The sequence below is a fragment of the Deltaproteobacteria bacterium genome (genome assembly GCA_029210625.1).
Classification (GTDB): domain Bacteria; phylum Myxococcota; class Myxococcia; order SLRQ01; family SLRQ01; genus JARGFU01.
Genome location: JARGFU010000022.1, coordinates 1 through 24233 on the forward strand (window position 1 = coordinate 1; position 24233 = coordinate 24233).

Here is a 24233-nt window from a genome sequence, read left to right on the forward strand (position 1 = left end):
GGGGGCGCGGGCCGGGGGGCGACCGCCGCGGGCGGGTGCGCCGCGGCGGGCGGCGGCGGCTGGGTGGAGCCGGCGCCCGGCTGGTCGACGACCCCGGGCTGCCAGGACTTGCTGCCGTACTGGGCGATGGTCTCGTCGTAGGCCCCCGAGATGAGGCTGCGCAGCATGTCCTTGTGCTGCTCCTCCATCATCGTGCGGACCGCGGACTCGAGGTTGTCGGCGTGGACGATGTCGGCGTAGCTCGACTTCTTCGACGCGAGGATGTTACCGCCCACGAAGAGGTGGGTGATGATGTGCGGGTTGTCGACGCCGCTGTCCTCGGTCTGGACGTGGAAGATCTGGCCCTTGTGCTTGATGTTGTGGTTGAAGCCCGTGACCATCTTCTTGCTGGTTGCCATCGTGCGCCGACCTCTTCCTAACCGATGACGACCCGATCGCGGGCGACAGGCGCGGCGGCCTCGACGCTGTCTCCCCCGGCCGACTGGGCTTCACGCAGGGCCAGGGTCGCGTCCTTGATGAGCGAGGCGAAGGAGACCTTTCCCCTCCCCTCGAAGGCGGAGATGCCCACCGAGGCGGTCAGCCGCGCGCGCTCCCCGGACTCGAGGTCCAGCGAGGCGCCCCGGATGGCCTCCCGCAGGCGGCCGCCGACGATCAGCGCGCCGTCGCGGGCGGTGTGGGGCATGAAGACGAGGATCCGATCCTCGGCGTAGAGCACCGGCAGATCGATGTCCCGGACGACCCGGGTCACGGTGGCCAGGGTGGCGCCCACCGCCCGGGAGCGGTCGGTGACGCTCCAGTCCCGGGAGAGCACCTGGAAGTCGTCCAGGGCCACCAGGGCCAGGCTGATGGGGTAGGCGTAGCGGCGGGAGCGCTTCACCTCCATCAGGAGCAGGCGCTTGAAGAACTCGAAGTCGTAGACCGGGTTGGGGTCTTTCTTGCCGGCCGGGCCCTCGGCGGCCGGGGCCTCGGCCGCCGGCGCGCCCTCCTCCCCTGCCTTGCGGCGCGCCAGCTCGCTGTCGAGGCGCTCCTCGAGGTTCCTGATCTGCTGGAGCAGGTCCCCGATCCGCAGCAGATCGCGGGCGGTGGCCACCACCGTGTCCTTCTTCAGGGGGCCCAGGAGATAGGAGTCCGCGCCGGCCGCCATGCAGCGATCGGCGGCGCCGTCGGTGCCGGGATCGTAGAGGAGCAGGACGGGCAGCTCGGCCGAGACCTCGGCCTTGAGGCGGGAGGCGATGGCCTCGTGGGAGACGTCGCTCGCGCCCAGGATCACCAGCCGATGCTCGCTGGCCCGCTCCACCGCCCGATCGAGGTCGTGGAGCACCTCGACCATGCAATTCGCCTCCGAGAGGAAGCCCTCGAGGGCACCGGTCACCGCCTTTCGCGGGTCGGCCACCAGGACGCTCCCCGAGACGTAGGGATCCTGGCCATTCTCGTCCATTGGCATGCCGGCGATTCTACACGGAAGTCGGCAGCCGACTCCATTGACCTTGGGCTTTGTGGGGACGTAACTTCCGCCCATGCGAGCGGCGGCTTTCATCGGAATCGGACTCCAGGAAGACCACATCGGAGAGCGCCCGGCCCTCCCCCTAGAGGGCGCCGGCAAGGTGCGGGACGCGGCCAGGCGGCTGGTCTCCCACGCCCGGGGCAAGGGACTGCCCCTCCTCGTCACCGCGGACACCCACGCGGACGACGACGTGATCTTCGAGTCCTTCCCCCACCACTGCGTGCCGGGCACCTCCGGCCACGCCCTCTGGTCCGAGCTCGAGCTCGGTGAGCCGACGCGCGTCCGGAGCGAGGATCCGGCGCCCTCGCTCGACGGCGCCACGGCGGTCGTCATCGAGAGCTCGGATCACCGCAGGGGCCTCTTCCAGAACCTCCACGCGGACACGGTGGTGGCGCAGCTCGACGCCGAGCTCTACGTCGTCTTCGGCGGCCCGGTGGAGGCCGACCTGCGCGGCGCCGTCATGGGCCTGCTGGCCCGGGGCAAGAAGGTGGCGGTGGTCTCGGACGCCCTGGCCTTCCTCGACGGCGAGCGGGCCTCCTCCCACCTGGCGGCGATGTCCGCCTCCGGCGCGGGCTTCCTGACGACGGACGGGGCCCTGAAGTTGTGATGAAGCTGGGCCTCGCCCAGATCAACACGACGGTCGGCGACTTCGAGGGCAACGCCCGCCTGGTGCGCGAGGCCTGCGAGGTTGCGCGGGCGCAGGGCGCGCAGCTGGTCGTCTTCCCGGAGATGGCGATCTGCGGCTACCCGGCCGGCGATCACCTCGACGACCCCGCCTTCCTCGACGCCGCGGAGGCCACCCTGCGCGAGCTGGCCCGGCCGGCCCTGTGGAACGAGGGCCTCACCCTGGCCGTCGGCTTCCCCGAGCGCCACCCGGGCCCGGGGATGGGCGTCTACAACGCCGCGGCGATCCTCGCCGGGGGCAAGGTGCAGGCGATCGCCCGCAAGGGGCTCCTGCCCGACTACGAGGTCTTCGACGAGCAGCGCTGGTTCGATCCCTACCCCGAGGTCACGGTGGTGGAGATCGGGGGCCGCAAGGTGGGCGTCACCATCTGCGAGGACGCCTGGAACGACGAGACCTTCCACGAGCGCCGCTTCCACCCGCGGGATCCGGTGGCGGAGGTGGCCGCCCGGGGCGCCGAGCTCGTCCTCAACCTGGCCGCCTCGCCCTACCACCGCGGCAAGCCCGCCTTCCGGGGAGAGATGTTCGAGCACGCCGCCCGGCGGCACGGCGCGCCGGTGGTGTCGGTGAACCTCGTCGGCGCGACGGATCATCTGCTCTTCGACGGCAGCTCGGTGGTCTGCGACGGCAAGGGGACGATCCTGCGCCTGCCCGCCTTCGAGAGCTGCGTGCGGGTGGTGGACCTCGACGACCTGCCGGCCGCGGCGGTGGCGCACCCCGCCGAGGTGCTGCCCTGGCCGGAGGAGGTCCGCCGGGCGCTGGTGATGGGCATCCGGGACTACTTCCAGAAGTCCGGCTTCTCGGCTGGCCTCCTCGGCCTCTCGGGCGGCATGGACTCGGCCCTGGTGGCCGCGCTGGCGGCCGAGGCCCTGGGCAACGAGAAGGTCCACGCCCTGCGCCTGCCCTCGCGCTACACCAGCGACGCCTCCAACGACGACGCGGCCCTCGAGGCCGAGCGCCTGGGGATCCGCCTCTCCACCCTGCCCATCGAGGGGCCCTTCGCGGCCCTGATGGGGGCCCTCGGGCCGGTGCTGGCGCCGGGCCGGAGCCCCGGGCTCATGGAGGAGAACCTCCAGGCCAGGATCCGCGGCAACCTCCTGATGGCCCTCTCCAACGAGAGCGGCGCCCTCCTCTTCGCCACCGGCAACAAGTCCGAGCTGGCGGTGGGCTACGCCACCCTCTACGGCGATCTCTGCGGCGCCCTCGCTCCCCTGGCCGATCTCACCAAGACCCGGGTCTACGAGGTCGGGCGGGCCGTGAACGCCGCCGCGGGCCGGGAGGTGATCCCCGAGGCGGTCTTCCAGAAGGCCCCCTCGGCCGAGCTGCGGCCCGACCAGACCGATCAGGACAGCCTGCCCGAGTACGCCGTGCTCGACGCGATCCTCGAGGCCCACGTCGAGCGCCGCGAGACCCTCGAGGAGATCGTCGCCTCCGGCCAGGACGAGGCCACCGTGAAGCGGGTGCTGCAGCTGATCGCCCGCGCCGAGTACAAGCGCTGGCAGACGCCGCCCATCCTCAAGGTGAGCCCGCGCTGCTTCTCGGGCGGCTGGCGGATGCCGCTCGCGGCGCGCTATCGGCCGTGGGTGCTGGATCGGTAGAGCGGTGCAGCAAGCGTGGGCTGGTTGCTGCTGGCTATGCGCTACGAGCTGTGAGCTGCGAGCAACGAGGTCCACGGGCCTGGCCCCGGATCCCAGGGGTCATAGCTCGTAGCTCATAGCTCACAGCATCAAACGGTGAGCAGCTCTTCATCCTTGTGCTTCACGATCTCGTCGATGCGGGTGGTGCCCGCGTCGGTGATCTTCTGGATCTTCTCCAGCGCCCGCTTGGAGTCGTCCTCGGAGACCTCACCGTCCTTCTGGAGCGCCTCGATCATGTCCTTGGCGTCGCGGCGGGCGTTGCGCACGGTGACCTTGTGCTCCTCGCCCTTGTGCTTCACCTGCTTGACCATGTCCTTGCGGCGCTCCTCGGTGAGCGCGGGGATGGGCAGGCGGATCAGCTCACCGTCGTTCTGCGGGTTGATCCCCAGGTCGCTCTCCTGGATCGCCTTCTCGATCAGCTTCAGCTGGGACCGGTCCCAGGGCTTGATCGTGATCAGGCGAGCGTCGGGGACCGCCAGGGTCGCCAGGCCGTTCAGCGCGGTCGACTGCCCGTAGTAGTCGACGCGAATGCCGTCGAGCATCGAGAGGTTCGCCCGGCCCGTGCGCATCCGCGAGAGCTCCCGCTTCAGCGCGTCCACCGTCTCGTCGATCCTCAGCTGGAACTCCTCGAGAACCTCGTCGATCATTTCTGGTCCCTCCTGGTCTACTGGCGCTCTTCGCCGCCCACGATGGTCCCCACTGTCTCACCGCAGACGACCCGGCGCACGTTGCCCGGCACGTTGAGGTCGAAGACCACGATGGGGAGGCCGTTGTCCTTGCACAGGGAGATGGCGGTCGAGTCCATCACCCGCAGATCGCGCTTGAGGACCTCCATGTAGGAGAGCCGGTCGAAGCGCTTCGCCTCCGGGTTCTTCTCGGGATCCGAGTCGTAGATCCCGTCCACCCGGGTCGCCTTGAGGATCACCTCTGCGTGCATCTCCATGGCCCGGAGGGCCGCGGCGGTGTCCGTGGTGAAGTAGGGGTTGCCGGTGCCCGCCGCGAAGATCACGGCCCGCCCCTTCTCCAGGTGGCGGATCGCCCGCCGCCGGATGTAGGGCTCGGCGATCTCCTTCATCTCGATCGCGGTCTGCAGGCGGGAGAAGACGCCGGCCTTCTCCAGGGCATCCTGCAGGGCCAGGGCGTTGATCACCGTGGCCATCATGCCCATGTAGTCCGCGGTCGCCCGATCCATCCCCTCGGTGCTGCCCTTCACCCCGCGGAAGATGTTGCCGCCGCCGATGACGAGGCCCATCTGGACGCCGAGGTCGGCGACAGCCTTCACCTCCCCGGCGATCCGATCCAGGGTGGGCGGTGAGATCCCATACTCTCCGGAACCCATGAGGGCCTCGCCGGAGAGCTTCAGGAGAATCCGCTTGTAGCGCGGCGTGCTCGACATGGCGGGGGATTTACCCCCCGCCCTTCGTCAGGGTCAAGCAGTGCCGGCGGTCTTGGCGACCTCGGCCGCGAAGTCCTCGACCTTCTTCTCGAGGCCCTCGCCGAGCTCGTAGCGCACGAAGCGGCGAACGGAGATGTTCTCGCCGATGGTGGCGATCGCCTCGGTGACGATGTCGCCGACGGTCTTCTCGGTGTCCTTCACGAAGGGCTGATCCAGGAGGCAGCTCTCCTTGATGAACTTCTCGACCTTGCCGTCGACGATCTTGTCGATGATCTTCTCGGGCTTGCCCTCCTCGAGGGCCTGGGCCTTGTAGATCTCGCGCTCCTTCTCGATCTTCGCCTGGTCCAGCTCCTCGCGCCGCACGGCCGCCGGGTTCGTCGCGGCGATGTGCATGGCGATGTCCTTCACCAGGGCCTGGAACTGCTCGTTCCGGGCGGTGAAGTCGGTCTCGCTGTTGACCTCGATCAGCACGCCGATCTTGCCGCCGGCGTGGATGTAGGCGTGGACCACGCCCTCGCTGGCGATGCGGGCCGCCTTGCCGGCCGCCTTGGCGATGCCCTTCTGGCGCAGCCAGTCCACCGCCTTCTCGACGTCGCCCTCGTTCTCCGTCAGGGCCTTCTTGCAGTCCATCATGCCGGCGCCGGTGCGCTGACGCAGGTCCTTCACCATGGCAGCAGAAATGCTCATCTTGATTGCCTCTCGTAGCTCTTGATGCTCGATAGAAATGGAGCCTGACCCGAGAGCCGGGTCAGGCCAAAGGGATGCGGGTTGGGCAGGCGGCCAGGCCGCCAGGGCCCTAGGCCTCGGCGGTGGGGGCCGCCTCGGAAGCCTCGACCGGCGCCTCCTCGGTGGACGCCTCCTCGGCGGCGGGCTCGGCCTCGGCCTCGCTGGTCACGGCGCGCCGGACCACCTCGACCTCGGGGCCGCCAGGGATCTTGCCGCGGCGCGGACGCTCGGTGGGGGCGTCCCTCTCGGGCTTCTCCTCGCGCGGCCGGCTGGCCAGGAACTCCTGGTACCTGGCGCCACCCTCGACGCAGGCGTCGGCGATCTTGCCGGCGAAGAGCTTGATGGCGCGGATGGCGTCATCGTTGCCGGGCACGACGAAGTCGATCTCCTCGGGGTCGCAGTTCGTGTCGACCACGGCGACCACGGTGATGCCGAGCTTGTTGGCCTCGCGCACCGCGATCTGCTCGCGAGCGGGATCGATGACGAAGAGCACCGCCGGGAGGCGGGTCATGTCCTTGATGCCACCGAGGTTGCGCTCGAGCTTCTCGCGCTCACGCTCGAGCTTGATGACCTCCTTCTTGGGGAGACGCTCGAAGGAGCCGTCGGTCGCCATCTTCTCGAGGCTCTTGAGCCGATCGATGGAGCCCTTCACGGTCTTGAAGTTGGTGAGGGTGCCGCCGAGCCAGCGGTTGGTCACGAAGTACTGCCCGCTGCGGCGCGCCTCCTCGGCGATGATCTCCTGGGCCTGCTTCTTCGTGCCGACGAAGAGCACGGAGCCGCCCTGACCGGCCTGCTTCACGACGAACTCGAAGGCGTCGCGGAAGAGCTTCACGGTCTTCTGGAGGTTGATGATGTAGATGCCGTTGCGCTCCCCGAAGATGTACGGCTTCATCTTGGGGTTCCAACGCTGGGTCTGGTGACCGAAGTGGACTCCGGCCTCCAGGAGCTGCTTCATGGTGACGGGCTGCGTCTCGGACATGGCGGGTGAACTCCTAGGTTCGATTGGTTGTGCCTCCGGCCCCGTCATCTGGAGGGACCCTCGCAACCGCTCTCGGGACGACCGATCGCGGCACCGTGCGAGGACTCCATCGGGGGCCGTGTGAATTCCCCCTCCGTAAAGAGGGGCCGACGTGTATAACACCCGGCCATGGGTGCCGCAACGCCACATCGCCCCCTCCGGGGCCCGATTCTCCTGGCCGCCCTCGCCGGCGCCCTCCTCGTCCCCCCGGCCGCCCTGGCCGAGGAGGGCGAGCTCCCCGACGACCGCCAGGCCCTCGAGGCCCCCGGGGAAAAGGCCACGGATTCCGCGGGCTTCGAGCTCCCGCCGCCCCCGGGGGAGGGGGATCCGGCCGCGGAGCCGGCCGTGGACCCGATGATCGGCTGGGAGAGCGACGACCCCCGGATCGCCCGGCGGGAGAAGCGGATGCTGACCGCGGGCTCGGCCTACGGCTTCGCCGGGGCCTTCGCCGGCTTCGCCGTCTGGACCCTGATCACCAGCAGCACCTTCACCGACGAGCGGCCCCGCCGCGACTGGCGGACGGCCTCCCTGGTCTTCGCCGGCCTCTCGGCCGTGGGCCTGACGGTGGGGACGATCGCCTGGGCGACGGCGCCGAGCCCGCCGAAGACGATGCCGGAGGGGGCCTCCCTGAGCCTGATCGTGGCGCCCAACGGTGCGAAGCTCCGCCTCCGGTTCTTCTGATCTGACCAGAGGAAAACCCGTGTACGTGCACGTGCACGTGGACGGCCGGATCAGCTGCGGTAGTCGGCGTTGATCCGCACGTAATCCGCGGAGAAATCACACGTCCATAACGTGCGACGTCCAGGCCCCTCCCCGACGACGAGGCGGATGCCGTAGCGCTTCTTGCGCATGGTGCGGGAGGCCCTCTTCTCGGCGGCCTTCCCCTGCCACTCCCCCGCCCGGAGGATGGCGGTCTCGCCGACCAGGAGGTCGAAGCGCGCGGGGTCGACCCTCACCCCCGCGGTGGCGGCGGCCGAGACGATCCGCCCCCAGTTGGGGTCCTGGCCGTGGAGGGCCGTCTTCACCAGGGGGCTGTTGGCGATCCGGCGCGCGATGGCGTCGGCGGCCCGATCGCTCGCGGCGCCTTCGACCTCGACGGCGACCAGGTGATGGGCACCCTCCCCGTCCTCGACGATCTGGCGGGCGAGGCTGCCCATGACCTCGGCGAGCGCCCCGGCGAGGGCCGAGCGCGAGGGGCGGCGCCGGGCCTGGCCGGAGGCCAGGAGGAAGACCGAGTCGTTGGTCGAGGGCTCCCCGTCGACGGTGATCGCGTTGAAGGAGTCCTCCACCGCCTCCCGGCCCAGCTCCCGCAACAGCTGCGGCTCGACCGGGGCGTCGGTGCAGACGAAGGCGAGCATGGTCGCCAGCTCGGGCATGATCATCCCCGAGCCCTTGGCGAAGCCCAGCACCCGCGCGCCGCCCGGCAGCGCGGCCTCGGCCCGCTTGATGCGGGTGTCCGTGGTGAGGATGGCCTCGGCGAAGGCCTTCGCCCCTCCGGCGGCCAGGCCGGCCACCAGGGGATCCCAGGCCGCGTCGAGCACCGCCATGGGAAGGGGCGCACCGATGACGCCGGTCGAGGCGACGAGGACCTCTCCCTCACGGACGCCGAGGCGGCGAGCGACCTCCCGCCCCATGGTCCTCGCGTCGGCCTCACCCCGCTCGCCGGTACAGGCGTTGGCGTTGCCGCTGTTCACGACGATGGCCCGGGCCCGACCCTTCTTCAGGCGCCGACGGCAGAGGAGGACCGGCGCCGCCGCGGCGCGCGAGGTGGTGAAGAAGCCTGCCGCGCTCGTGCCCTCGGCGGCCTCGATCAGGCCGAGGTCCCGCGCGCCACGCCGCTTCAGGCCCGCGGCCAGGCCGGCGAAGCGAAACCCCGGAAGCCCGCGCCCCCGCTGGCCCCGGCTCACGCCGCGTCCTTGAGCATGCAGCACTTCTTGTACTTCTTGCCGCTGCCGCAGGGGCAGGGGTCGTTGCGGCCGACCTTCGGGCCGGTGCGGACGCGCTGCCGGGGCTTCTCGGCCTCGGCCTCGCCGCCATGGCTCTCGACGGTCTTCTGCTTCTGCTGCCGCGCCGCGTACTTCCGCTCGATGGCCGCGGTGTCCTCGGTGGGCGTCGGCTGGATCCGCATCAGGGTCGAGACGGTGCTCGAGCGGATGCGCCAGATCATCGCCGAGAAGAGGGCGTAGCCCTCCTTGGCGTACTCCTTCTTGGGGTCGCGCTGGCCGTAGCCCTGCAAGACGATGCCCTGGCGCAGGTGGTCCATGGTCAGCAGGTGGTCCTTCCACTGCTGGTCGATGGTCTGCAGCCAGATGTACTGCTCGAGCTTGCGCACGCTCTCGAGGGAGGCGGCGCCGCCGGAGGTGAGGATCTTCTCCTTGTCCTCGTAGCCCTTCTCCACGACCTTCCAGATCTGCTCCTGGAGGGTCTCCCGGTTGCGCTCGGCGCCGTCGAAGGAGATCTGGACGTTGAACTGCTCCCGGACGGCGTTGGCCAGCGCGACGAGGTCCCACTCGTCGGGGCGCCCGCGCTCGGGGCAGAAGTCGTCCATGATCGCCATGATGAGGTCTTCGAAGAGATCCAGGATCGACTCCCGGTGCTCCTCCCAGCCGATGTTGACCTCCTTGCGGATCTTCTTGCGGGTCTTCGGCTCCTCGTCGAACTCGATCAGGGGGACCCCGGCCCCGGCGGCGAGCACCCGGCGGCGCAGACCGTAGATGGTCCTGCGCTGCTGGTTCATCACGTCGTCGTACTCGAGGAGGTTCTTCCGGATGTCGAAGTTGTGTCCCTCGACCCGGCGCTGGGCGCCCTCGATGGACTTGGTGAGCCAGCGGTGCTCGATGGGCTCACCCTCCTCCATTCCGAGGCGGTCCATCAGGCCCATCACCCGCTCGCCCCCGAAGATCCGCATCAGATCGTCCTCGAGCGAGAGATAGAAGCGGCTCTCGCCCGGGTCACCCTGCCGGCCGCCGCGGCCGCGCAGCTGGTTGTCGATCCGGCGGGACTCGTGGCGCTCGGTGGCGAGGATGTGGAGGCCACCGGCGGCGAGGACCTCCTCCTTCTCCTTCTTGCACTCGACCTCGTACTTGGCGACGAGCTGCTCGAAGCGCTGGCGCGCCTCCTCGGTCTCGTCGTAGTCGGGCACCTCGTACTTGGCCATCATCTCGGCGTTGCCGCCGAGGATGATGTCGGTGCCGCGGCCGGCCATGTTGGTGGAGATGGTGACCGAGCCCTTCTTGCCGGCCTGCGCGACGATGTAGGCCTCGCGCTCGTGCTGCTTGGCGTTGAGCACGTTGTGCTGGATGCCGCGCTTCTTCATCAGGTTGGAGAAGACCTCGCTCTTGGCGATGCTCGCGGTACCGACCAGCACCGGCTGGCCCTTCTGGCGGCGCTCCTGGATCTCGTCCATGGCCGCGTTGAACTTCTCGCGCTCGGTCTTGTAGATGACGTCCTCGCGGTCCTTCCGGACCAGGGGCCGGTTGGTCGGGACGACGACCACCTCGAGGCCGTAGATCTTCTGGAACTCCTCGCGCTCGGTCTCGGCGGTGCCGGTCATGCCCGAGAGCTTGGTGTACATCCGGAAGTAGTTCTGGAAGGAGATCGTCGCGAGGGTCTGGTTCTCCTTCTGGATCTTCACGCCCTCCTTGGCCTCGATGGCCTGGTGGAGGCCGTCGGACCAGCGGCGGCCGGGCATGAGGCGGCCGGTGTGCTCGTCGACGATGAGCACCTCGCCCTCGCGGATGACGTAGTCGACCTCGTTCTTGTAGAGGGTGTGCGCCCGCAGGGCCTGCTCGACGTGGTGGAGGGTCTCGATCTCGCCGGGGTCGTAGAGGTTGGGGACGGCAAGGAGCTTCTCGAGCTTCTCGATGCCCTCGTCGGTGAGGCTGGCGGTGCGGGACTTCTCGTCGAGGGTGTAGTCGGCGTCGCGCACGAGCCGCGGGATGAAGTTGTTCACCCGCGCGTAGAGATCGGAGGAGTCGGCCGCCGGGCCGCTGATGATCAGCGGGGTCCGCGCCTCGTCGATGAGGATCGAGTCGACCTCGTCGACGATGGCGTAGTTCAGCTCGCGCTGGACGTAGTCCTGCAGGCGGAACTTCATGTTGTCCCGCAGGTAGTCGAAGCCGAACTCGTTGTTCTGGCCGTAGGTGATGTCGGAGCCGTAGGCCTCCTGCCGCTCCTGATCGGTCAGGCCGTGGAGGATCACCCCCACCGTGAGCCCGAGGTGGCCGTAGACCTTGCCCATCCACTCGGCGTCGCGGCGGGCCAGGTAGTCGTTCACGGTGACCACGTGCACGCCGCGCCCCTCGAGGGCGTTGAGCACGCAGGGGAGGGTCGCGACCAGGGTCTTGCCCTCACCGGTCTTCATCTCGGCGATGCGGCCCCGGTGGAGCACCGCGCCACCGAGGATCTGCACGTCGAAGTGCCGCATGCCCAGGATCCGCACGGCGGACTCCCGGGTCAGGGCGAAGACCTCGGGCATCAGCTCATCGAGGGTGCGCCCCTGCTTCTGGACCTGGTCCTTCCACTCGAGGATCTTTCGCGCGAAGTCCTCGCTGCGCAGTTTCTGCATCTCGGGCTCGAGACGCTTCACCTGCTCGACGAGGGGCTGGAGACCCCGGATCTCCCTCTCGTTCTTGGATCCGGCGATCCACTTCTGCAGCCATTCCATGCGCTACTCCAATAAGTCCTGATCCGCTCCCCGCAAGGGGGCGCCGACTCTACTCCCAAAGGGAGCCGGCCGTCAGGTCCCGCTCAGTCCAGGATGAACTTCCGGGGATCCTGAGGGATGCCGTTCACCCGCACCTCGTAGTGCAGATGAGGCCCCGTGGACCGGCCGGTGTTCCCGATGGCGCTGAAGACCTGGCCGCGAGTGAGCGTGTCGCCCACCTTGGCGAAGACCTCGGAGAGGTGCCCGAAGCGGGTGTTCACGCCGAAGCCATGGTCGATGACGACCACGTTGCCGTAGGCCCCGTGGACGCCGGAGAAGACGACGGTGCCGTCAGCGGGCGCCCGGACGCGAGTGCCGTGCTCGGCGGCCACGTCCAGGCCCTTGTGCATGGAGCGATCGCCGGTGAAGGGATCGGCGCGGGTCCCGAAGGCGCTGGTCACCCAGCCCCGGGCCGGCCAGATCGAGGGCATCGCCGCCAGCAGGGTCTTCTGATCCTCGAAGTACTCCTGGAGCTCGGCGAGGCTAGCCTCCTCGCGGCGGGCGTCCGCGGCGAGGTTCTCGAGGCGCGCGTGGAGCAGCTCGATGTCCTCGTCGGTGGCCACCTTGTCCAGGGGGAGGCGGATGCCGCTGTTCTCCGTCTCGACCAGGGGGCCGTCGGTGTCGAGGGGCGCCTTCTCGGAGCCGGAGACCGGGCCGATCGCCAGGTTGCGCTCGGGATCGCTCACCTGGGTGAGCATCCGGAGCTTGGCGTCCATCCGCTCCACCCGCTCGAGGGAGGCGGTGAAGTGAGAGACCTTCTCCTCGACGAGGCGGAGCTCGGAGCGCAGGCCGAGGTTCTCCTCCCGGAGGGCGCGGGCCTCGGCCGCCGTGTCCACCACCGTGTAGTAGTGGTAGCCGGCGCCGGAGAGGACCAGCACGAAGAGGCCGAAGGCGGTGCCCGCAGCCTTCACCCAGGCCTTGGCGATCCGGTAGCGCTTGGGCGTACCCGCGCGATCCGGCACCAGCATGATGGTGAATGTCTTCGCCTTGTTTCCCATCGTCTCGAGGCGCGGGGGTATCACCCCAGGACCGAGGTCGTCAACCGTCGCCCCGCGCGACGGGTTGGAGCCACCACCCTACCCTAAGATTCCTCGACCCTGACAACGATGACGGTGATGTTGTCGTCACCGCCCCGGGCGTTGGCCACGTCGATGAAGGCCTGGGGGAGCGCCGCGATCTTCTCGGCGGGGTGCTCCCGGACCAGCTGGAAGTACTCGGCCTGGTCCAGGTAGTTGGCCAGGCCGTCCGAACAGAGCACGAAGACGTCCCCCGGCTCGGCCCAGAGGCCCATGACGTCCACCAGGACGTCCTCCTCGAAGCCCACCGATCGGGTGATGATGTTCTTGAAGCGGCTGACCTTGGCCTCCTCCTCGGTGAGGACGCCGGCCCGGATCTGCTCCGCCACCAGGGAGTGATCCTCGGAGACCTGCTGGATGAGCTCCCCCCGAACGAGGTAGATCCGCGAGTCGCCCACGTGACCGAAGAAGGCGTCCACGACGCCCTCCCGGCTGCTGGGCTTGAGGACCATGGAGCTGACGGTGGTGCCCATCCCCGCCAGGTGGGGCTCGGCCTTGGCCTTGTGGAAGATGGCGTAGCAGGCCGCCTCGACCGCCTCCCGGAGGGTGTCCGCCAGGCGGGCCTCCTCCATGGAGGCGACCTCGGTCAGGGGGTCGACCCCGTTGCCCCGGGCCTTCTCCACGATCTGGGCGATGGTCTCGACGGCCAGCTTGGAGGCGCACTCGCCTCCCGCGTGGCCTCCCATGCCATCCGCCACGACGAAGAGGTTGAGATCCTGCCGGATGAGGTAGGAGTCCTCGTTGTTCTCCCTCTTCTGCCCGACGTCCGTCTGGCCGACGACTGTGAAGCGCATCGGCCAAAGAGTAGCGGCGGCCCCACCCCAGGTCAATCTAACGACCTGGCGATACTGACGAATTTCAGGCGGCGGCCCGGCCGCCGCGAGCGCGGTCGAGCATCTCCTTGGCGTGGGCGCGCGCTCGCCGCGTCACCTCCAGACCGCCGAGCATCCGGGCCAGCTCCTCGGCCTGCTCCTTCGGGGAGAGGGTGTGCACCTCGACCCGGCCGGGGCGGGCCTTGCCCTCGCCGGCGGCGCGCCCCACCCGCAGGTGGCGATCGCCGTGCGCGGCGACCTGGGGCAGGTGGGTCACGCAGATGACCTGGCGTCTCCGGCCGAGGGCGGAGAGCTCGCCGCCGACCGCGTCGGCGACCGCGCCCCCCACCCCGGAGTCGACCTCGTCGAAGATGAGCGAGGGCGCGGCCACCTCGTCGGCGCGCACGGCCCGCAGCGCCAGGAGCAGGCGAGAGAGCTCGCCCCCGGAGCCCACCCGGGAGAGGGGCAGCCCGGTGCCGTCGCTCCCCTCGGCCAGGGAGAGGCGCACCTCGTCCCCACCCCGGGGGCCGAGCTGCCCGGTGGGCAGGACCTCGATGCGCAGGCGCTGCTTCTCCATCCCCAGGCGATCGAGGGTGGCCCGCGCCTCGCGCTGCAGCTTCCGGGCGGCCTTGCGGCGCAGCTCGCCGAGCTCTCCGGCGACGGTGGCCGCCCGGGAGCGGGCGAGCTCGAGGGCGCGCCGCGCGTCCTCCAGCCGCTCCTCGTGGTGCTCGAAGCCCTCGAGCTCGGCCCGCCAGCCGGCCTCGGCCTCGAGGACCTGATCGAGATCACCCCCGTGCTTGCGGACCAGGCCTCGCAGATCGGCGAGCCTCTCCTCGTGGGCCTCGAGCCGCTCGGGGTCGGCCTCCAGGCCCTCGCGGTAGCCCTGGAGATCGCGGCCGTGCTCCTCGACCAGGGTCAGCGCCTCGGAGATGCCGGGCAGGAGGGCCTGGATCCGCGGATCGTGGCGGGCGACGCCCTCGAGCAGCCCGAGCGCCCGGCCCAGGCTCTCCACCGCCGAGGCCTCGCCGGAGTAGAGCAGCTCCTCGGCCCCCCCCGCGGCCTCGCCCAGGGCCTGGGCGTGGCGCAGGACCTTCCGCTCCGCCTCCAGCCGCTCAAGCTCGCCGGGCTCGGGGGCGAGGCGGGCGACCTCCTTGATCTGGTGGGCGAGGAAGGCCTCGCGCTCGGCGCGGCGGGTCAGCCCCTCCTCCAGCTGGAGGAGCTCGGCGCGCGCCAGCTCCAGGGCCTGGTGGGCCCGGCCCCAGGCCTCCACCTGCGCCGGGAAGCCGGCGATCGCCCCGGCGGCGAAGGCGTCGAGGTAGGCGCCCTGGTGGGCCGGCTCCTTGAGGCGGGTGTGCTCGTGCTGGCCGCAGAGCTCGACGAGGGGCCCCACCACCGCCTGGAGGATGCGGGCCGTGGCCAGCGCGCCCCCGAGGTAGACCTTCCCCTTGCCCTCCCGGGGCACGACCCTCCGGATGAGCAGCTCACCCTCGGCGGGCGGCAGGCCGTGGGCCTCGAGGACGGCGTCGAGGGCCCGGGACTCGGCCTCGCTGCCCGGGACGAAGAGGGCCTCGACGACCGCCTGCTCGGCCCCCTCGCGCACCAGCTCCGAGCGGGCCCGCCCCCCCAGCAGGAGCGACATCGCGCCGACCAGGAGGGACTTGCCCGCGCCGGTCTCGCCGGTGATCACGTTCAGGCCCGGGCCGAGCTCGAGCTCGACCTCGTCGATGATGGCGAAGGAGGAGACGCGGAGGGTGTGCAGCATGGCGGACCTCGGGGATGAGGAGCCGGGAGACGCCGGCGCGAGAGACTGAACGGATTTCACCTGAACATCCGTACCGCACCGTATAGCAGAGGGGTCCGACACTCGCCAGCGGGATCCGCCACCCGCCCCGGGAAGGGGGGCTCCGGGCTCCGATTTCGGCACCTTCCCGATTTTGCGTGGCCGGTGGCCGGGCCCGCCGGTCCATCGAGTGGGAGCACGCCGGCGATCGGGGTCACCACCCCACGTCGGCTCGAATGACATCAGGTCCGCTGCGGCGGACGGGCGCCCCCGTGCGCGAGGGGCAATGGAGGAAGATCGATGTTCAGAAACACTCACCTGCGAACCCTGACCCTGGCCCTCGCCGGCCTCTTCTCCGCCATGCTGCTGACGGGGTGCCAGGACCCCTACGTGAAGCGGATGCAGATCCGGGCCTTCCCCACCGAGCTGACGGCCGACGAGGCCTCGGTGACGGTGTGGATCGACGCGGTCGCCCAGACCAACAAGAAGTCCACCGAGGGCCTGGTCGTCGAGCTTGCCCTCGAGGGCTACGGCCTCGAGATCGCGCCCCTGAGCGTCACCCTCGACGGCGCCGGCCAGGGTGAGGCGACCTTCGACGGGCTCACCCTCGTGGGCGCCGGTCAGATCGTCGCCACCGCGCGGGAAGCCGGCGAGAGCGGCGCCCAGGCCATGGCCCGGGAGTTCTTCTCGATCCGCCCGGGGGCGCCGGCCTCCTTCACCTTCGAGATCGATCCTGCCGCCGCGCCCTTCGCGGCCGGCGACGTGATCCCCTTCGCCTACGAGGTCCTCGACGCCCACGGCAACGTCTCCGACGCCCCGGTCATCGTGACCATCGGCGCCCCCAACGTCGCCATCTCCAACGACGGCCAGGGCTCGGGTGAGATCCTCGGCATCACCCGCTCGGGCACCTACCTCGTCAACGCCCGGGTCGCCGGCTCCGCCCTCGAGGACAGCGAGACGGTCGTCGTCGATCCCAACCCGGGCGAGGGCTTCAACCTCGTGCTCTCGGCGAACCTCGTCCAGCAGGACAGCCGGGCGATGGCCTTCGTCTACGACGCCTTCGGCAACGCCATCCCCCTCTCGGGCGTCGAGGTCGCCGTGGACGGCGCCATCGTCACCCCCGGGGGCACCACCGGACGGGAGATCGTCTTCCCCGATCCCGGGACCTTCACCGTCACCGCCACCCTGCTGGCCGACCCCACCCTCGCCGACAGCGAGCTGATCACCGTCCAGCCCATCGCCGATCTCCTCCCGCCCTCGGTCACCCTCAGGGTCGTCTGGCCCAGCGCCTCCACCATCGTGGACCAGCGCGGCCACATCGAGGTCGCGGTCACCGTCGAGGATCAGAAGAGCCTGGCGGAGGGGCGGGTGATGGCCCAGTTCGGCGCCGACATCGGCTGCACCGCGACCTCGCCCCTGCTGGTCCTCGCCGGCCAGGGCACCCCGACCGCCGGCGGCAGCCTGCAGACCACCCTCAACACCTCGGTGCGGGCGCCCGGCTGCGCCTTCCCCTCGGACGTCGTCACCCTCGTGGCCAAGGCCTCCGACCAGGCGGGCAACACCGGCTTCTCGGCGACCGACACCTCGCTGACGATCTACGCCCCGCCGAACTTCGACCCCGCGGCGCCCGGCTACGAGGCGATGGTCTGGGCCTACGGCGATCGGATCGAGAACGGCAACCTCGGCAACGACACCCTCGACGTGGCCATCGACACCCTCGAGGGCGCCGCCTACCTGACCCAGTCCGGCAACGACCAGATCCTGGTGGCCTACCCGGACCGCACCCAGGTGCGCCTCGAGGACAACCAGCGCAACCGCTACGCCTTCGACGGGCAGCCCGAGGGCGTCGCGCTCTCCGCCGCAGGCTACCTCTACGTGAGCGACCCCACCGGGAATCGCTCCATCTGGCGCATCGATCCGGATCGTGATCCGAACAACCCGCGCCTCCTGAACAACCTCTTCGGTCCCGGCCGCCTGAACCTCGAGAGCGCCGGCCCGCGCGAGCTGCTCTGCTTCACCCGGGAGACCACCCAGGACGACGGGGCCTGCTACGCCATCGACGCGAACGGCGACCTCACCCGCGACTTCGGCGTGCAGAACGGCGCCGGGAGCTTCGCCCAGGCCATGGACGTCTGGCACGGCACCGACGCCGTCTCGGTGGTCTGGATGATCACCCGCGGCTGCGATCTCTACCGCTGGGATCTGGACTACGGGGCGCTGCCGCCCACCAATGAGACCCTGGTGGTCAGCGGCGTCGGCGGCGGCAACCGCTGCGAGGACCTGGTCGCCCTGCCCACCGGCGCGGTGGCCGTCGCCGTGGGCGATCAGGGCACGGTCGTGCGGGTGAACGACGCCGGCACCGAGACCGTCATGGCCGAGAACCTCCCGGACGTCACGGGCGTGGACTTCGGGGGTGGCTCCCTCTGGGTCCTCGACCCGACGAACCGGGCGCTCTACCGGATCGACGCCACCACTGGTTCCTTCTAGCCGCTGAAGTCAGTGGGGGCCTGGGGGCCCGGGGGCGAGAGTCGCTCCCGGGCCTCCTCCTGCGTCTAGCTCTCTAGGCCCCAGCCGAGCTTCGCCCGGAGGATGTCGAAGAAGTCGAGCTCCGGGTTGCGCACGAGGTAGGCGAAGGAGGTGGACTCCTTGATGTGCACCTCGTCGCCCTCCTCCATGGGGAGGCCGGACTGACCGTCGAGGGTGAGGTACATGTCGCCGTTGGCCTCGCTCAGGGTCACGACGAGATCGGCCTCGTGCTTCAACACCAGCGGCCGCTGGGAGAGGGTGTGGGGGCAGATCGGCGAGACGAGGATCGCCCGCAGGGTCGGGTAGACGATCGGCCCCCCGGCCGAGAGGTTGTAGGCCGTCGAGCCGGTGGGGGTGGAGATGATCAGGCCGTCGACGCGGTACTCGGTGACCGCGTGCCCGTTCACCGCCAGCCGCAGGCGCCCGATGCGGGCCAGGGCGCTCTTGGCGACCACGGCGTCGTTGAGCACCAGCCCCTCCAGGATGGTCTCGCCGCCCCGGACCAGGGCGACCTGCAGGATCATCCGCGCCTCGACCGGCGCCTCGCCCTTCAGCGCCTGCTCGAGGAGCTCGAAGATCTCGAGGTCGGTGCCGATCTCGGTGAGGAAGCCGAGGTTCCCCACGTTGATCCCGAAGAGGGGCACCCGGGCGCCCTGCAGCTGCTTGGCCGCGTGGATCATCGTGCCGTCGCCCCCCAGGACCAGCACCAGCTCGGTGCCGGGGAGCGCCTCGTCGCCGCCGTCCTCGCGGCCGAGGGTGGCGGCGGTGGTCGAGTCGAAGACCACCTCGATCCCGCGATCGGTCAGCCAGCCCTCCAGCTCGCAGGCCAGCTCGACCGCGTCCTCCCGTGGCTTCACCACGATGCCCACGCGCCGCATCATCGCGGGCAGCGTAGCAGCGGCCGGCCCTTCAGGGGTAGGTTGCGGGCCGAAGGATGAGCGACCTCTTCCAGCACGCCGCCCAGAAGGATCAGAGCGCCGCGCCCCTGGCGGAGAGGCTGCGGCCCGCCGACCTCGACGGGGTCCTCGGGCAGCGCCACCTCGTCGGCCCCGGCACTCTCCTGCGCAAGCTCATCGAGTCCGACCGCCTGCCCTCGATGATCCTCCACGGGCCGCCGGGCACCGGGAAGACCACCCTGGCCCGGGTCATCGCCCGGCGGACCGCCGCGGAGTTCGTCCCCTTCTCGGCGGTGCTCGGCGGCGTGAAGGAGATCCGCGAGATCGTCGCCGCGGCGAGGGACCGCTGGGCCATGCACCGGCGACGGACCGTGCTCTTCATCGACGAGATCCACCGCTTCAACAAGGCGCAGCAGGACGCCCTGCTGCCTCACGTCGAGCGGGGCACGGTCGTGCTCATCGGCGCGACCACCGAGAACCCCAGCTTCGAGGTGAACGCCGCCCTCCTCTCCCGCTGCCGGGTCTTCACCCTGAAGTCCCTGGACGACGAGGCCCTCGGGCTGCTCGCCCGGCGGGGCGCGGCGGCCCTCGAGATCGAGCTGGACGAGGCGGCGATCGAGGAGCTCATCGGCTCCGCCGACGGCGACGCCCGGCGGGTGCTGACCACCCTGGAGGTGGCCGCCGCCGCGGGCGAGGCCGTGGACGCCACGCTGGTCCGCCAGGCCGCGGCGAGCTTCGTCCTGCGCCACGACAAGACGGGCGACCAGCACTTCGACGTCATCTCCGCCTTCATCAAGAGCATGCGCGCCGGCGAGGAGGAGGACGCGATGACCTACCTCGCCCGGATGCTCGCGGCGGGCGAGCCGCCCCGCTACATCCTGCGGCGGATGCTGATCTTCGCCGCCGAGGACGTGGGCCTGGCCGACCCCCAGGCCCTGGTGCTGACCCAGGCCGCGGCCGCGACCTTCGAGCAGGTGGGCCTCCCCGAGGGCACCATCCCCATCGCCCAGGCGGTCTGCTACCTGGCCCGGGCGCCGAAGTCCCGCGAGTCCTACGACGCCCTGCGCGCGGCGGAGGAGCGGGTGCGGAGGGAGGGGAGCGCCGAGGTGCCCCTCCACCTCACCAACCGCAAGGCCCGCCCCGGGGACGGCGAGGGATGAGGCACCTCCCTCTGCTGCTCGTGCTCGCCGCCCTCGCGCCGGCCGCCGCCCCCGCCGCCCCCGCCGCTTCCTTCGGCCCCTTCGGGACGGCCGCGGCGCCGGTCACCCGCGAGGCCCGCCCCGAGCGCGCCGGCGGGCGCGCCCCGGCCCCCGATCGCAGCCACTTCCTGCACCTGGGCTACCGCTTCTACCAGGGGGTGGTCTCGCCCATCGACGGCCCCCGCTGCGCCCACCGGCCGACCTGCTCCCGCTTCGCCTATCAGGCGGTGAGGAAGAAGGGCTTCCTCCTCGGCCTCCTCCTCTCCGTCGACCGCCTCTGGAACGACGGCCGCTCCAGCGTGCTGCGCCAGCTCCCCCGCCTCGCCACCGCCGCCGGGCCCCGCTTCTGGGATCCGGTGGAGCAGCAGACCTTCTGGCTGGAGGGGCGGCTGGGGCTGGATAGCTGGCTGCTGCCGCCGGAGGAGGAGAGGCCGTGAACGTGTACGTGTACGGACTGGCGCTGCTCCTCACGCTCGCTCCCGTGGCGGTTCGGGCCGATGTGGTGGAAGCGGTGGGGACCGAGACCACACCGATCGAGCCGGCGGAGCCCGCGGCCCCCGAGCCCGAGACGGACCCGAAGCTCGAGGCCGCGACGCTCGAGGCCGAGTTCGGGGATCACCTCCTGGAGACCGGCGACGCCTACCGGGCCATCACCGCCTACAAGAAGGCCCGCTTCCTCGCGCCCACGCTGCGGACCGGCCTCCTCGAGTACCGCGTCGCGCTGGCCTACCTCGCCGGCGGGCAGCACCACGCGGCCTGGCGCGCCTCCCGGGAGGTCAGCGGTGAGCCCGCCCTCGAACAGGCCGCCCGGCGCCTCGGCGCGGCCGCCCTCTTCGCCGCCAGCGAGAACGACGCGGCCATCGGCGAGCTGGGCTCGGATCCCGGCGGCTGGGCGCGCTACCAGATCGGCTGGGCCCACCTGATGGCCTGGCGGACGGAGCCGGCGCGGGCGGCCTTCCTGACCGTGCCCCCCGGGGACCCCCTCCACCGGGCCGCCGCCGGGCTCGCCGAGGCCCTCGCGCCGCCGGTGCGCCTGCCCCACCGCAGCCCCGTCCTGGCCGGGATGCTCTCGATCGTCCCGGGCCTCGGCCACCTCTACCTGGGCGACGTCGGCGTCGCCGCCTCGGCCCTCCTCTGGAACGGCGCCTTCGGCTTCGGCCTCTACCAGACGATCCGGGCCGGGCTCTGGGGCCTGACCGCCCTGGTCGCGGTGCTCGAGTCGGTCTGGTACTTCGGCACCATCTACGGCGCCGTGGCCGGGGCCCACCGCTTCAACCGTGACGCCCGGCTGAACTGGGCCGATGAGCTGCGCCGCGCCTACGGGCCGCCGGGCGCCCCGCCCCAGCCCGCCCTCGAGGGGGTGCCTCCCCTCGCGGTCGAGCTCACTCTTCCGTGAGCGGCGCGGCGAGCGCCGCCTCGACCTCGGCCAGGTAGCCGCGGGTCCGGTCGAGCTCGGGGTCCAGCTCGAGGGCGCGCTCGAAGGCGGCCTTCGCCTCCTCGAGGCGCCCGAGGTCACGCGCGGCGAGGCCGAGGAAGGCGTGGAGCCTGCCCGAGGGCTGCTCGTGCTCGGCGATGGCGCGCTCGAGCTCGACCACCGCCTCCTCGTTGAGGTCCCGGCGGTAGAGCCAGATGCCGTAGCCGGCCCGCACCTCCGGCGTGCCGTCCCGCTCCACGTAGGCCGCGTAGACCTCCCGGGCGTCCTCGAGCCGCTCCTCCTCGTCGAGGAACTCGACCAGGAGGGAGAAGACCTCCCAGTCGGTGGGGTCGCGCTCCAGCGCCGAGCGCAGGAAGGCCTCGCGCTTCTGGCGGGCGGCGGCGACCGCGGCCTCGTGGCGCTCGCGGATCTCCTGGGCCTCCTCGAAGCGCCCGGCGATCTCGAGGGCCTCGACCAGCTCGTCCGCCACCGCGGCGCTCGCCTGGTTGGCCGAGAAGCGCCGCTGCAGCCCCTCGATCTCGAGGGCGCTGGTGTCGATGCTGCGCGGGTCGATCCCCGGCAGCTCCATCGCCATCAGGGGCGGGACGCCGACGACCACCCCCAGCAGGAGGAGCTCGGCGACCACGAAGGCTCGCAGGCGGCGCACCCGGCGCATCCTGGCCCACTCGCGGTCCAGGGGATCCTCCACCTCGGGATCGATCACCACCGGGGGCGTCCGCCGCCGCGGGGTCACCAGGGTCTTCGCCATCAGATCGGCGAGGCCCCGCCCCTGGGCGTCGGTGAGGATGTTGATGTGCCCCAGGGTGGCCAGGACGACGATGAAGGCCGCGATGGCGGCGACGAAGAGGGAGAGCCCCACCGGCAGGGTGAAGGACGCCCGCCCGGTGACCGAGCCGACGAAGCCGACGATGAGGGTGCCCAGGTAGGCCACCGGGAACCAGCCCCGGCCGATCATCTCCCGGAAGAGGATCTCCAGGAGGTCGAGGCGGTCCCCGTCCCGGGAGGCCAGCCGGATGCCGAAGAGGGCCATCCCGGCGGTCGCGCCGAAGGCCGTCAGCGGGGCCACCGACCAGATCAGGACCGTGACGAAGATCGCCAGCAGGGGCAGGGAGCCCCCGGTCAGCACCGTCGCCCCGACGATGAAGGCCGTCGAGAGCAGGATGATGGCCGCCGTGTCGACGGTCCCCGCCAGGATGCGGGGCCCCAGGGGGGCCGGTCCGGTCGCCGGGTCGGGCGAGTGCTCGAGATCGAAGTCCTTCACGTCCAATTCAATGTGCACCACGGATCGGGCGCTGAAAAGGGCCCCCCGGGGCTCGTTACAGAAGGGAGACAGTCTCCCCGCGTGCGCTACCGGCAGTAGCCGATGACGGGGCTGCAGTAGTGGGCGAAGACGAAGGGCTCGTCGTCCCCGGGCATCGTGCAGAAGTTCAGCGGCCCCGGCTCGTTCACCACCCGGTCGTAGGTGCGGCAGATCGTGCCCTCCCGGTCCTGGCAGGACTCGCCGTCCGAGAGGAAGTCGCAGCCATGGACCACGCTGCCGCAGCCCAGCCCGGAGGGGCAGTCGTCGTCTTCGTTGCAGGGCACGCCGCAGAACTCCCCCTCCCCCTCCGAGATCTGCCAGAGGCAGGTGTTGGGGTCGAAGCAGCTCGAGCAGTCCTGGCAGAACTGCCCGGCGGTCGGCGTGCACTCGCCGTTCACGCAGAACTCGAGGTAGCCGCACCAGGGGTTCGCCTCGCACTCGTCCACGCAGCGCCCACCGGCGCAGGAGAGGCGCAGCGGGCAGTCGCCGGTGGTGTTGCACCCCGCCTCGCACTCCCCGTCCACGCAGAGGTTGCCCAGCGGGCAGTGGACGTCCTGGGTGCACTGGCCGCCCGGCACGCAGACGTCGGCGACGGTGTCGCAGAAGGTGGTCTGGGGGCAGTCGTAGTTCGAGACGCAGGAGGCCACGGTCTGGCAGAAGCCGAAGCGGTTGCAGAAGCGGTTGTCCCCGCAGTCGCGATCGGTCTGGCAGGTGCAGCGCCCGGAGGCGGTGTCACAGGAGAGGCGGGAGGGGCAGGAGGCGTCGCTGGTGCAGCGGCAGACCCCGTCGGGGTCCTTCACGAAGCCCACCGGGCAGCAGCCGATGCCGGTGCAGACGCAGGCCTGGACCTGGGGCGAGAAGACGTGGTCCTGCGGGCAGCAGGAGTTCGTCGCGCACATGCAGGCGTCGAGGACCGAGTCGTAGCGGTGCCCCGGCGGGCAGCAGGCGTCCCCTCGGCAGGCGCAGCCCTGCTGCGCCTCGTCCCACTCGGTCTCCAGCGGGCAGCAGGCGTCCCCGGCGCAGACGCAGCGCTGGGCCTCGGCGTCGAAGACGAAGTCCTCGGGGCAGCAGCCGGCGTCGGCGCAGACGCACTGGCCGAGGGCCTCGAGGGGGCCGCCGTCGCTGCCCCCGTCCGTACCGCCGTCGCTGCCCCCGTCCGTACCGCCGTCGCTGCCCCCGTCCGTACCGCCGTCGGTGCCGCCGTCCGTGCCCCCGTCGGTCGCCTCGACCTCGAAGACGAAGCCCTCCCGGCAGCACTCCTCCCCCTGGCAGACGCAGCGGCCCGGCTGGGTGGGATCGACGCGGAAGCCGGGGGGGCAGCAGACGTCGTCGGTGCAGACGCACTCGCCCTCCTGGCAGGTGTGGCCCTCGGGGCAGACGATGTCCGAGTCGCAGACGCAGTCGAGGCCGCCGTCGGTGCCCAGGTGCGCCCAGCGGTAGCCCACCGGGCACTTCTCCACGAAGTTCGAGCGCGAGCAGCCGCCGCCGGCCAGGAGGGCCAGGGCGAGGGCGGTCACGCTGGTGAGGTGGAGGCGCATGGC

General features: G+C 71.0%; 21 protein-coding genes. 7 read left to right on the forward strand and 14 right to left on the reverse strand.

Annotated features, from left to right (window positions below; translation table 11 throughout):
- On the reverse strand, window positions 1–398 hold a 398-nt coding region (locus P1V51_19020), incomplete at its 3' end, for a hypothetical protein (protein MDF1565137.1).
- Window positions 399–415: 17 nt separating this feature from the next.
- Complete coding sequence (locus P1V51_19025) at window positions 416–1444, reverse strand: diguanylate cyclase (GenBank protein ID MDF1565138.1); 1029 nt, start codon at window positions 1442–1444, stop codon at window positions 416–418.
- Between the two features lie 73 nt (window positions 1445–1517).
- Between P1V51_19025 and P1V51_19030 the strand changes: the two genes are divergently transcribed.
- Window positions 1518–2111 (forward strand): isochorismatase family protein, encoded by a 594-nt coding sequence (locus tag P1V51_19030; GenBank protein MDF1565139.1) that lies wholly within the window; start codon window positions 1518–1520, stop codon window positions 2109–2111.
- Window positions 2111–3784, forward strand: coding sequence for an NAD+ synthase (locus P1V51_19035; GenBank protein ID MDF1565140.1), 1674 nt, complete (start codon window positions 2111–2113; stop codon window positions 3782–3784). The genes P1V51_19030 and P1V51_19035 overlap by 1 nt, the downstream gene beginning before the upstream one ends.
- Window positions 3785–3912: 128 nt before the next feature.
- Here the strand turns inward: P1V51_19035 and frr are convergent, their stop codons facing one another.
- The 4 genes from frr to rpsB all read right to left on the reverse strand — a co-directional run bounded on the left by frr (window position 3913) and on the right by rpsB (window position 6924).
- Complete coding sequence (gene frr, locus P1V51_19040; protein MDF1565141.1) at window positions 3913–4470, reverse strand: ribosome recycling factor; 558 nt, start codon at window positions 4468–4470, stop codon at window positions 3913–3915.
- 17 nt (window positions 4471–4487) lie between these two features.
- Complete coding sequence (gene pyrH, locus P1V51_19045; protein ID MDF1565142.1) at window positions 4488–5219, reverse strand: UMP kinase; 732 nt, start codon at window positions 5217–5219, stop codon at window positions 4488–4490.
- 33 nt (window positions 5220–5252) lie between these two features.
- Entirely contained in the window at window positions 5253–5906 is a 654-nt protein-coding gene (gene tsf / locus P1V51_19050; GenBank protein ID MDF1565143.1) for a translation elongation factor Ts, read from the reverse strand.
- A 109-nt stretch (window positions 5907–6015) separates the two neighbouring features.
- Window positions 6016–6924 (reverse strand): 30S ribosomal protein S2, encoded by a 909-nt coding sequence (rpsB, locus tag P1V51_19055; protein MDF1565144.1) that lies wholly within the window; start codon window positions 6922–6924, stop codon window positions 6016–6018.
- A 168-nt stretch (window positions 6925–7092) separates the two neighbouring features.
- On the opposite strand from rpsB, the gene P1V51_19060 reads away from it, so the two are divergent.
- Window positions 7093–7644: a hypothetical protein gene (locus P1V51_19060; protein ID MDF1565145.1), complete on the forward strand. Its 552-nt coding sequence runs from the start codon at window positions 7093–7095 to the stop codon at window positions 7642–7644.
- Between the two features lie 50 nt (window positions 7645–7694).
- On the opposite strand, the gene argJ is transcribed toward P1V51_19060, so the two are convergent.
- The 5 genes from argJ to recN form a co-directional block, all read right to left on the reverse strand.
- A complete protein-coding gene (gene argJ, locus P1V51_19065) occupies window positions 7695–8870 on the reverse strand; it encodes a bifunctional glutamate N-acetyltransferase/amino-acid acetyltransferase ArgJ (protein MDF1565146.1) in 1176 nt (391 codons plus the stop codon).
- A complete protein-coding gene (gene secA / locus P1V51_19070) occupies window positions 8867–11629 on the reverse strand; it encodes a preprotein translocase subunit SecA (protein ID MDF1565147.1) in 2763 nt (920 codons plus the stop codon). The genes argJ and secA overlap by 4 nt, the downstream gene beginning before the upstream one ends.
- Before the next feature lie 83 nt (window positions 11630–11712).
- Window positions 11713–12666, reverse strand: a complete 954-nt coding sequence (locus P1V51_19075) for a M23 family metallopeptidase (GenBank protein ID MDF1565148.1) — start codon at window positions 12664–12666, stop codon at window positions 11713–11715.
- 83 nt (window positions 12667–12749) lie between these two features.
- Window positions 12750–13538 carry a protein phosphatase 2C domain-containing protein gene (locus P1V51_19080; GenBank protein MDF1565149.1) on the reverse strand — a complete coding sequence of 263 codons (789 nt, stop codon included), beginning with the start codon at window positions 13536–13538 and terminating at the stop codon, window positions 12750–12752.
- A 64-nt stretch (window positions 13539–13602) separates the two neighbouring features.
- Window positions 13603–15318: a DNA repair protein RecN gene (gene recN, locus P1V51_19085; GenBank protein ID MDF1565150.1), complete on the reverse strand. Its 1716-nt coding sequence runs from the start codon at window positions 15316–15318 to the stop codon at window positions 13603–13605.
- A gap of 318 nt (window positions 15319–15636) precedes the next feature.
- On the opposite strand from recN, the gene P1V51_19090 reads away from it, so the two are divergent.
- Window positions 15637–17823, forward strand: coding sequence for a hypothetical protein (locus P1V51_19090; protein ID MDF1565151.1), 2187 nt, complete (start codon window positions 15637–15639; stop codon window positions 17821–17823).
- A 65-nt stretch (window positions 17824–17888) separates the two neighbouring features.
- Here P1V51_19090 and P1V51_19095 read toward each other — a convergent pair whose 3' ends face one another.
- Window positions 17889–18743 (reverse strand): NAD(+)/NADH kinase, encoded by an 855-nt coding sequence (locus P1V51_19095; GenBank protein MDF1565152.1) that lies wholly within the window; start codon window positions 18741–18743, stop codon window positions 17889–17891.
- 53 nt (window positions 18744–18796) lie between these two features.
- Here P1V51_19095 and P1V51_19100 point away from each other — a divergent pair, with 53 nt between their 5' ends.
- From P1V51_19100 to P1V51_19110, 3 genes are read left to right on the forward strand one after another with little or no spacing between them, the layout of a single operon-like run.
- Window positions 18797–19918 (forward strand): replication-associated recombination protein A, encoded by a 1122-nt coding sequence (locus P1V51_19100; protein ID MDF1565153.1) that lies wholly within the window; start codon window positions 18797–18799, stop codon window positions 19916–19918.
- A complete protein-coding gene (gene yidD / locus P1V51_19105) occupies window positions 19915–20394 on the forward strand; it encodes a membrane protein insertion efficiency factor YidD (protein MDF1565154.1) in 480 nt (159 codons plus the stop codon). The genes P1V51_19100 and yidD overlap by 4 nt, the downstream gene beginning before the upstream one ends.
- Complete coding sequence (locus tag P1V51_19110; protein MDF1565155.1) at window positions 20391–21353, forward strand: hypothetical protein; 963 nt, start codon at window positions 20391–20393, stop codon at window positions 21351–21353. Before yidD ends, P1V51_19110 begins: the two co-directional genes overlap by 4 nt.
- On the opposite strand, the gene P1V51_19115 is transcribed toward P1V51_19110, so the two are convergent.
- Both P1V51_19115 and P1V51_19120 read right to left on the reverse strand, forming a co-directional pair.
- On the reverse strand, window positions 21340–22653 hold the full coding sequence (locus P1V51_19115; protein MDF1565156.1) for an RDD family protein: 1314 nt from the start codon (window positions 22651–22653) through the stop codon (window positions 21340–21342). The genes P1V51_19110 and P1V51_19115 overlap by 14 nt on opposite strands.
- A gap of 86 nt (window positions 22654–22739) precedes the next feature.
- Window positions 22740–24230, reverse strand: coding sequence for a Dickkopf N-terminal cysteine-rich domain-containing protein (locus P1V51_19120; protein ID MDF1565157.1), 1491 nt, complete (start codon window positions 24228–24230; stop codon window positions 22740–22742).
- Window positions 24231–24233 lie beyond the last annotated feature (3 nt).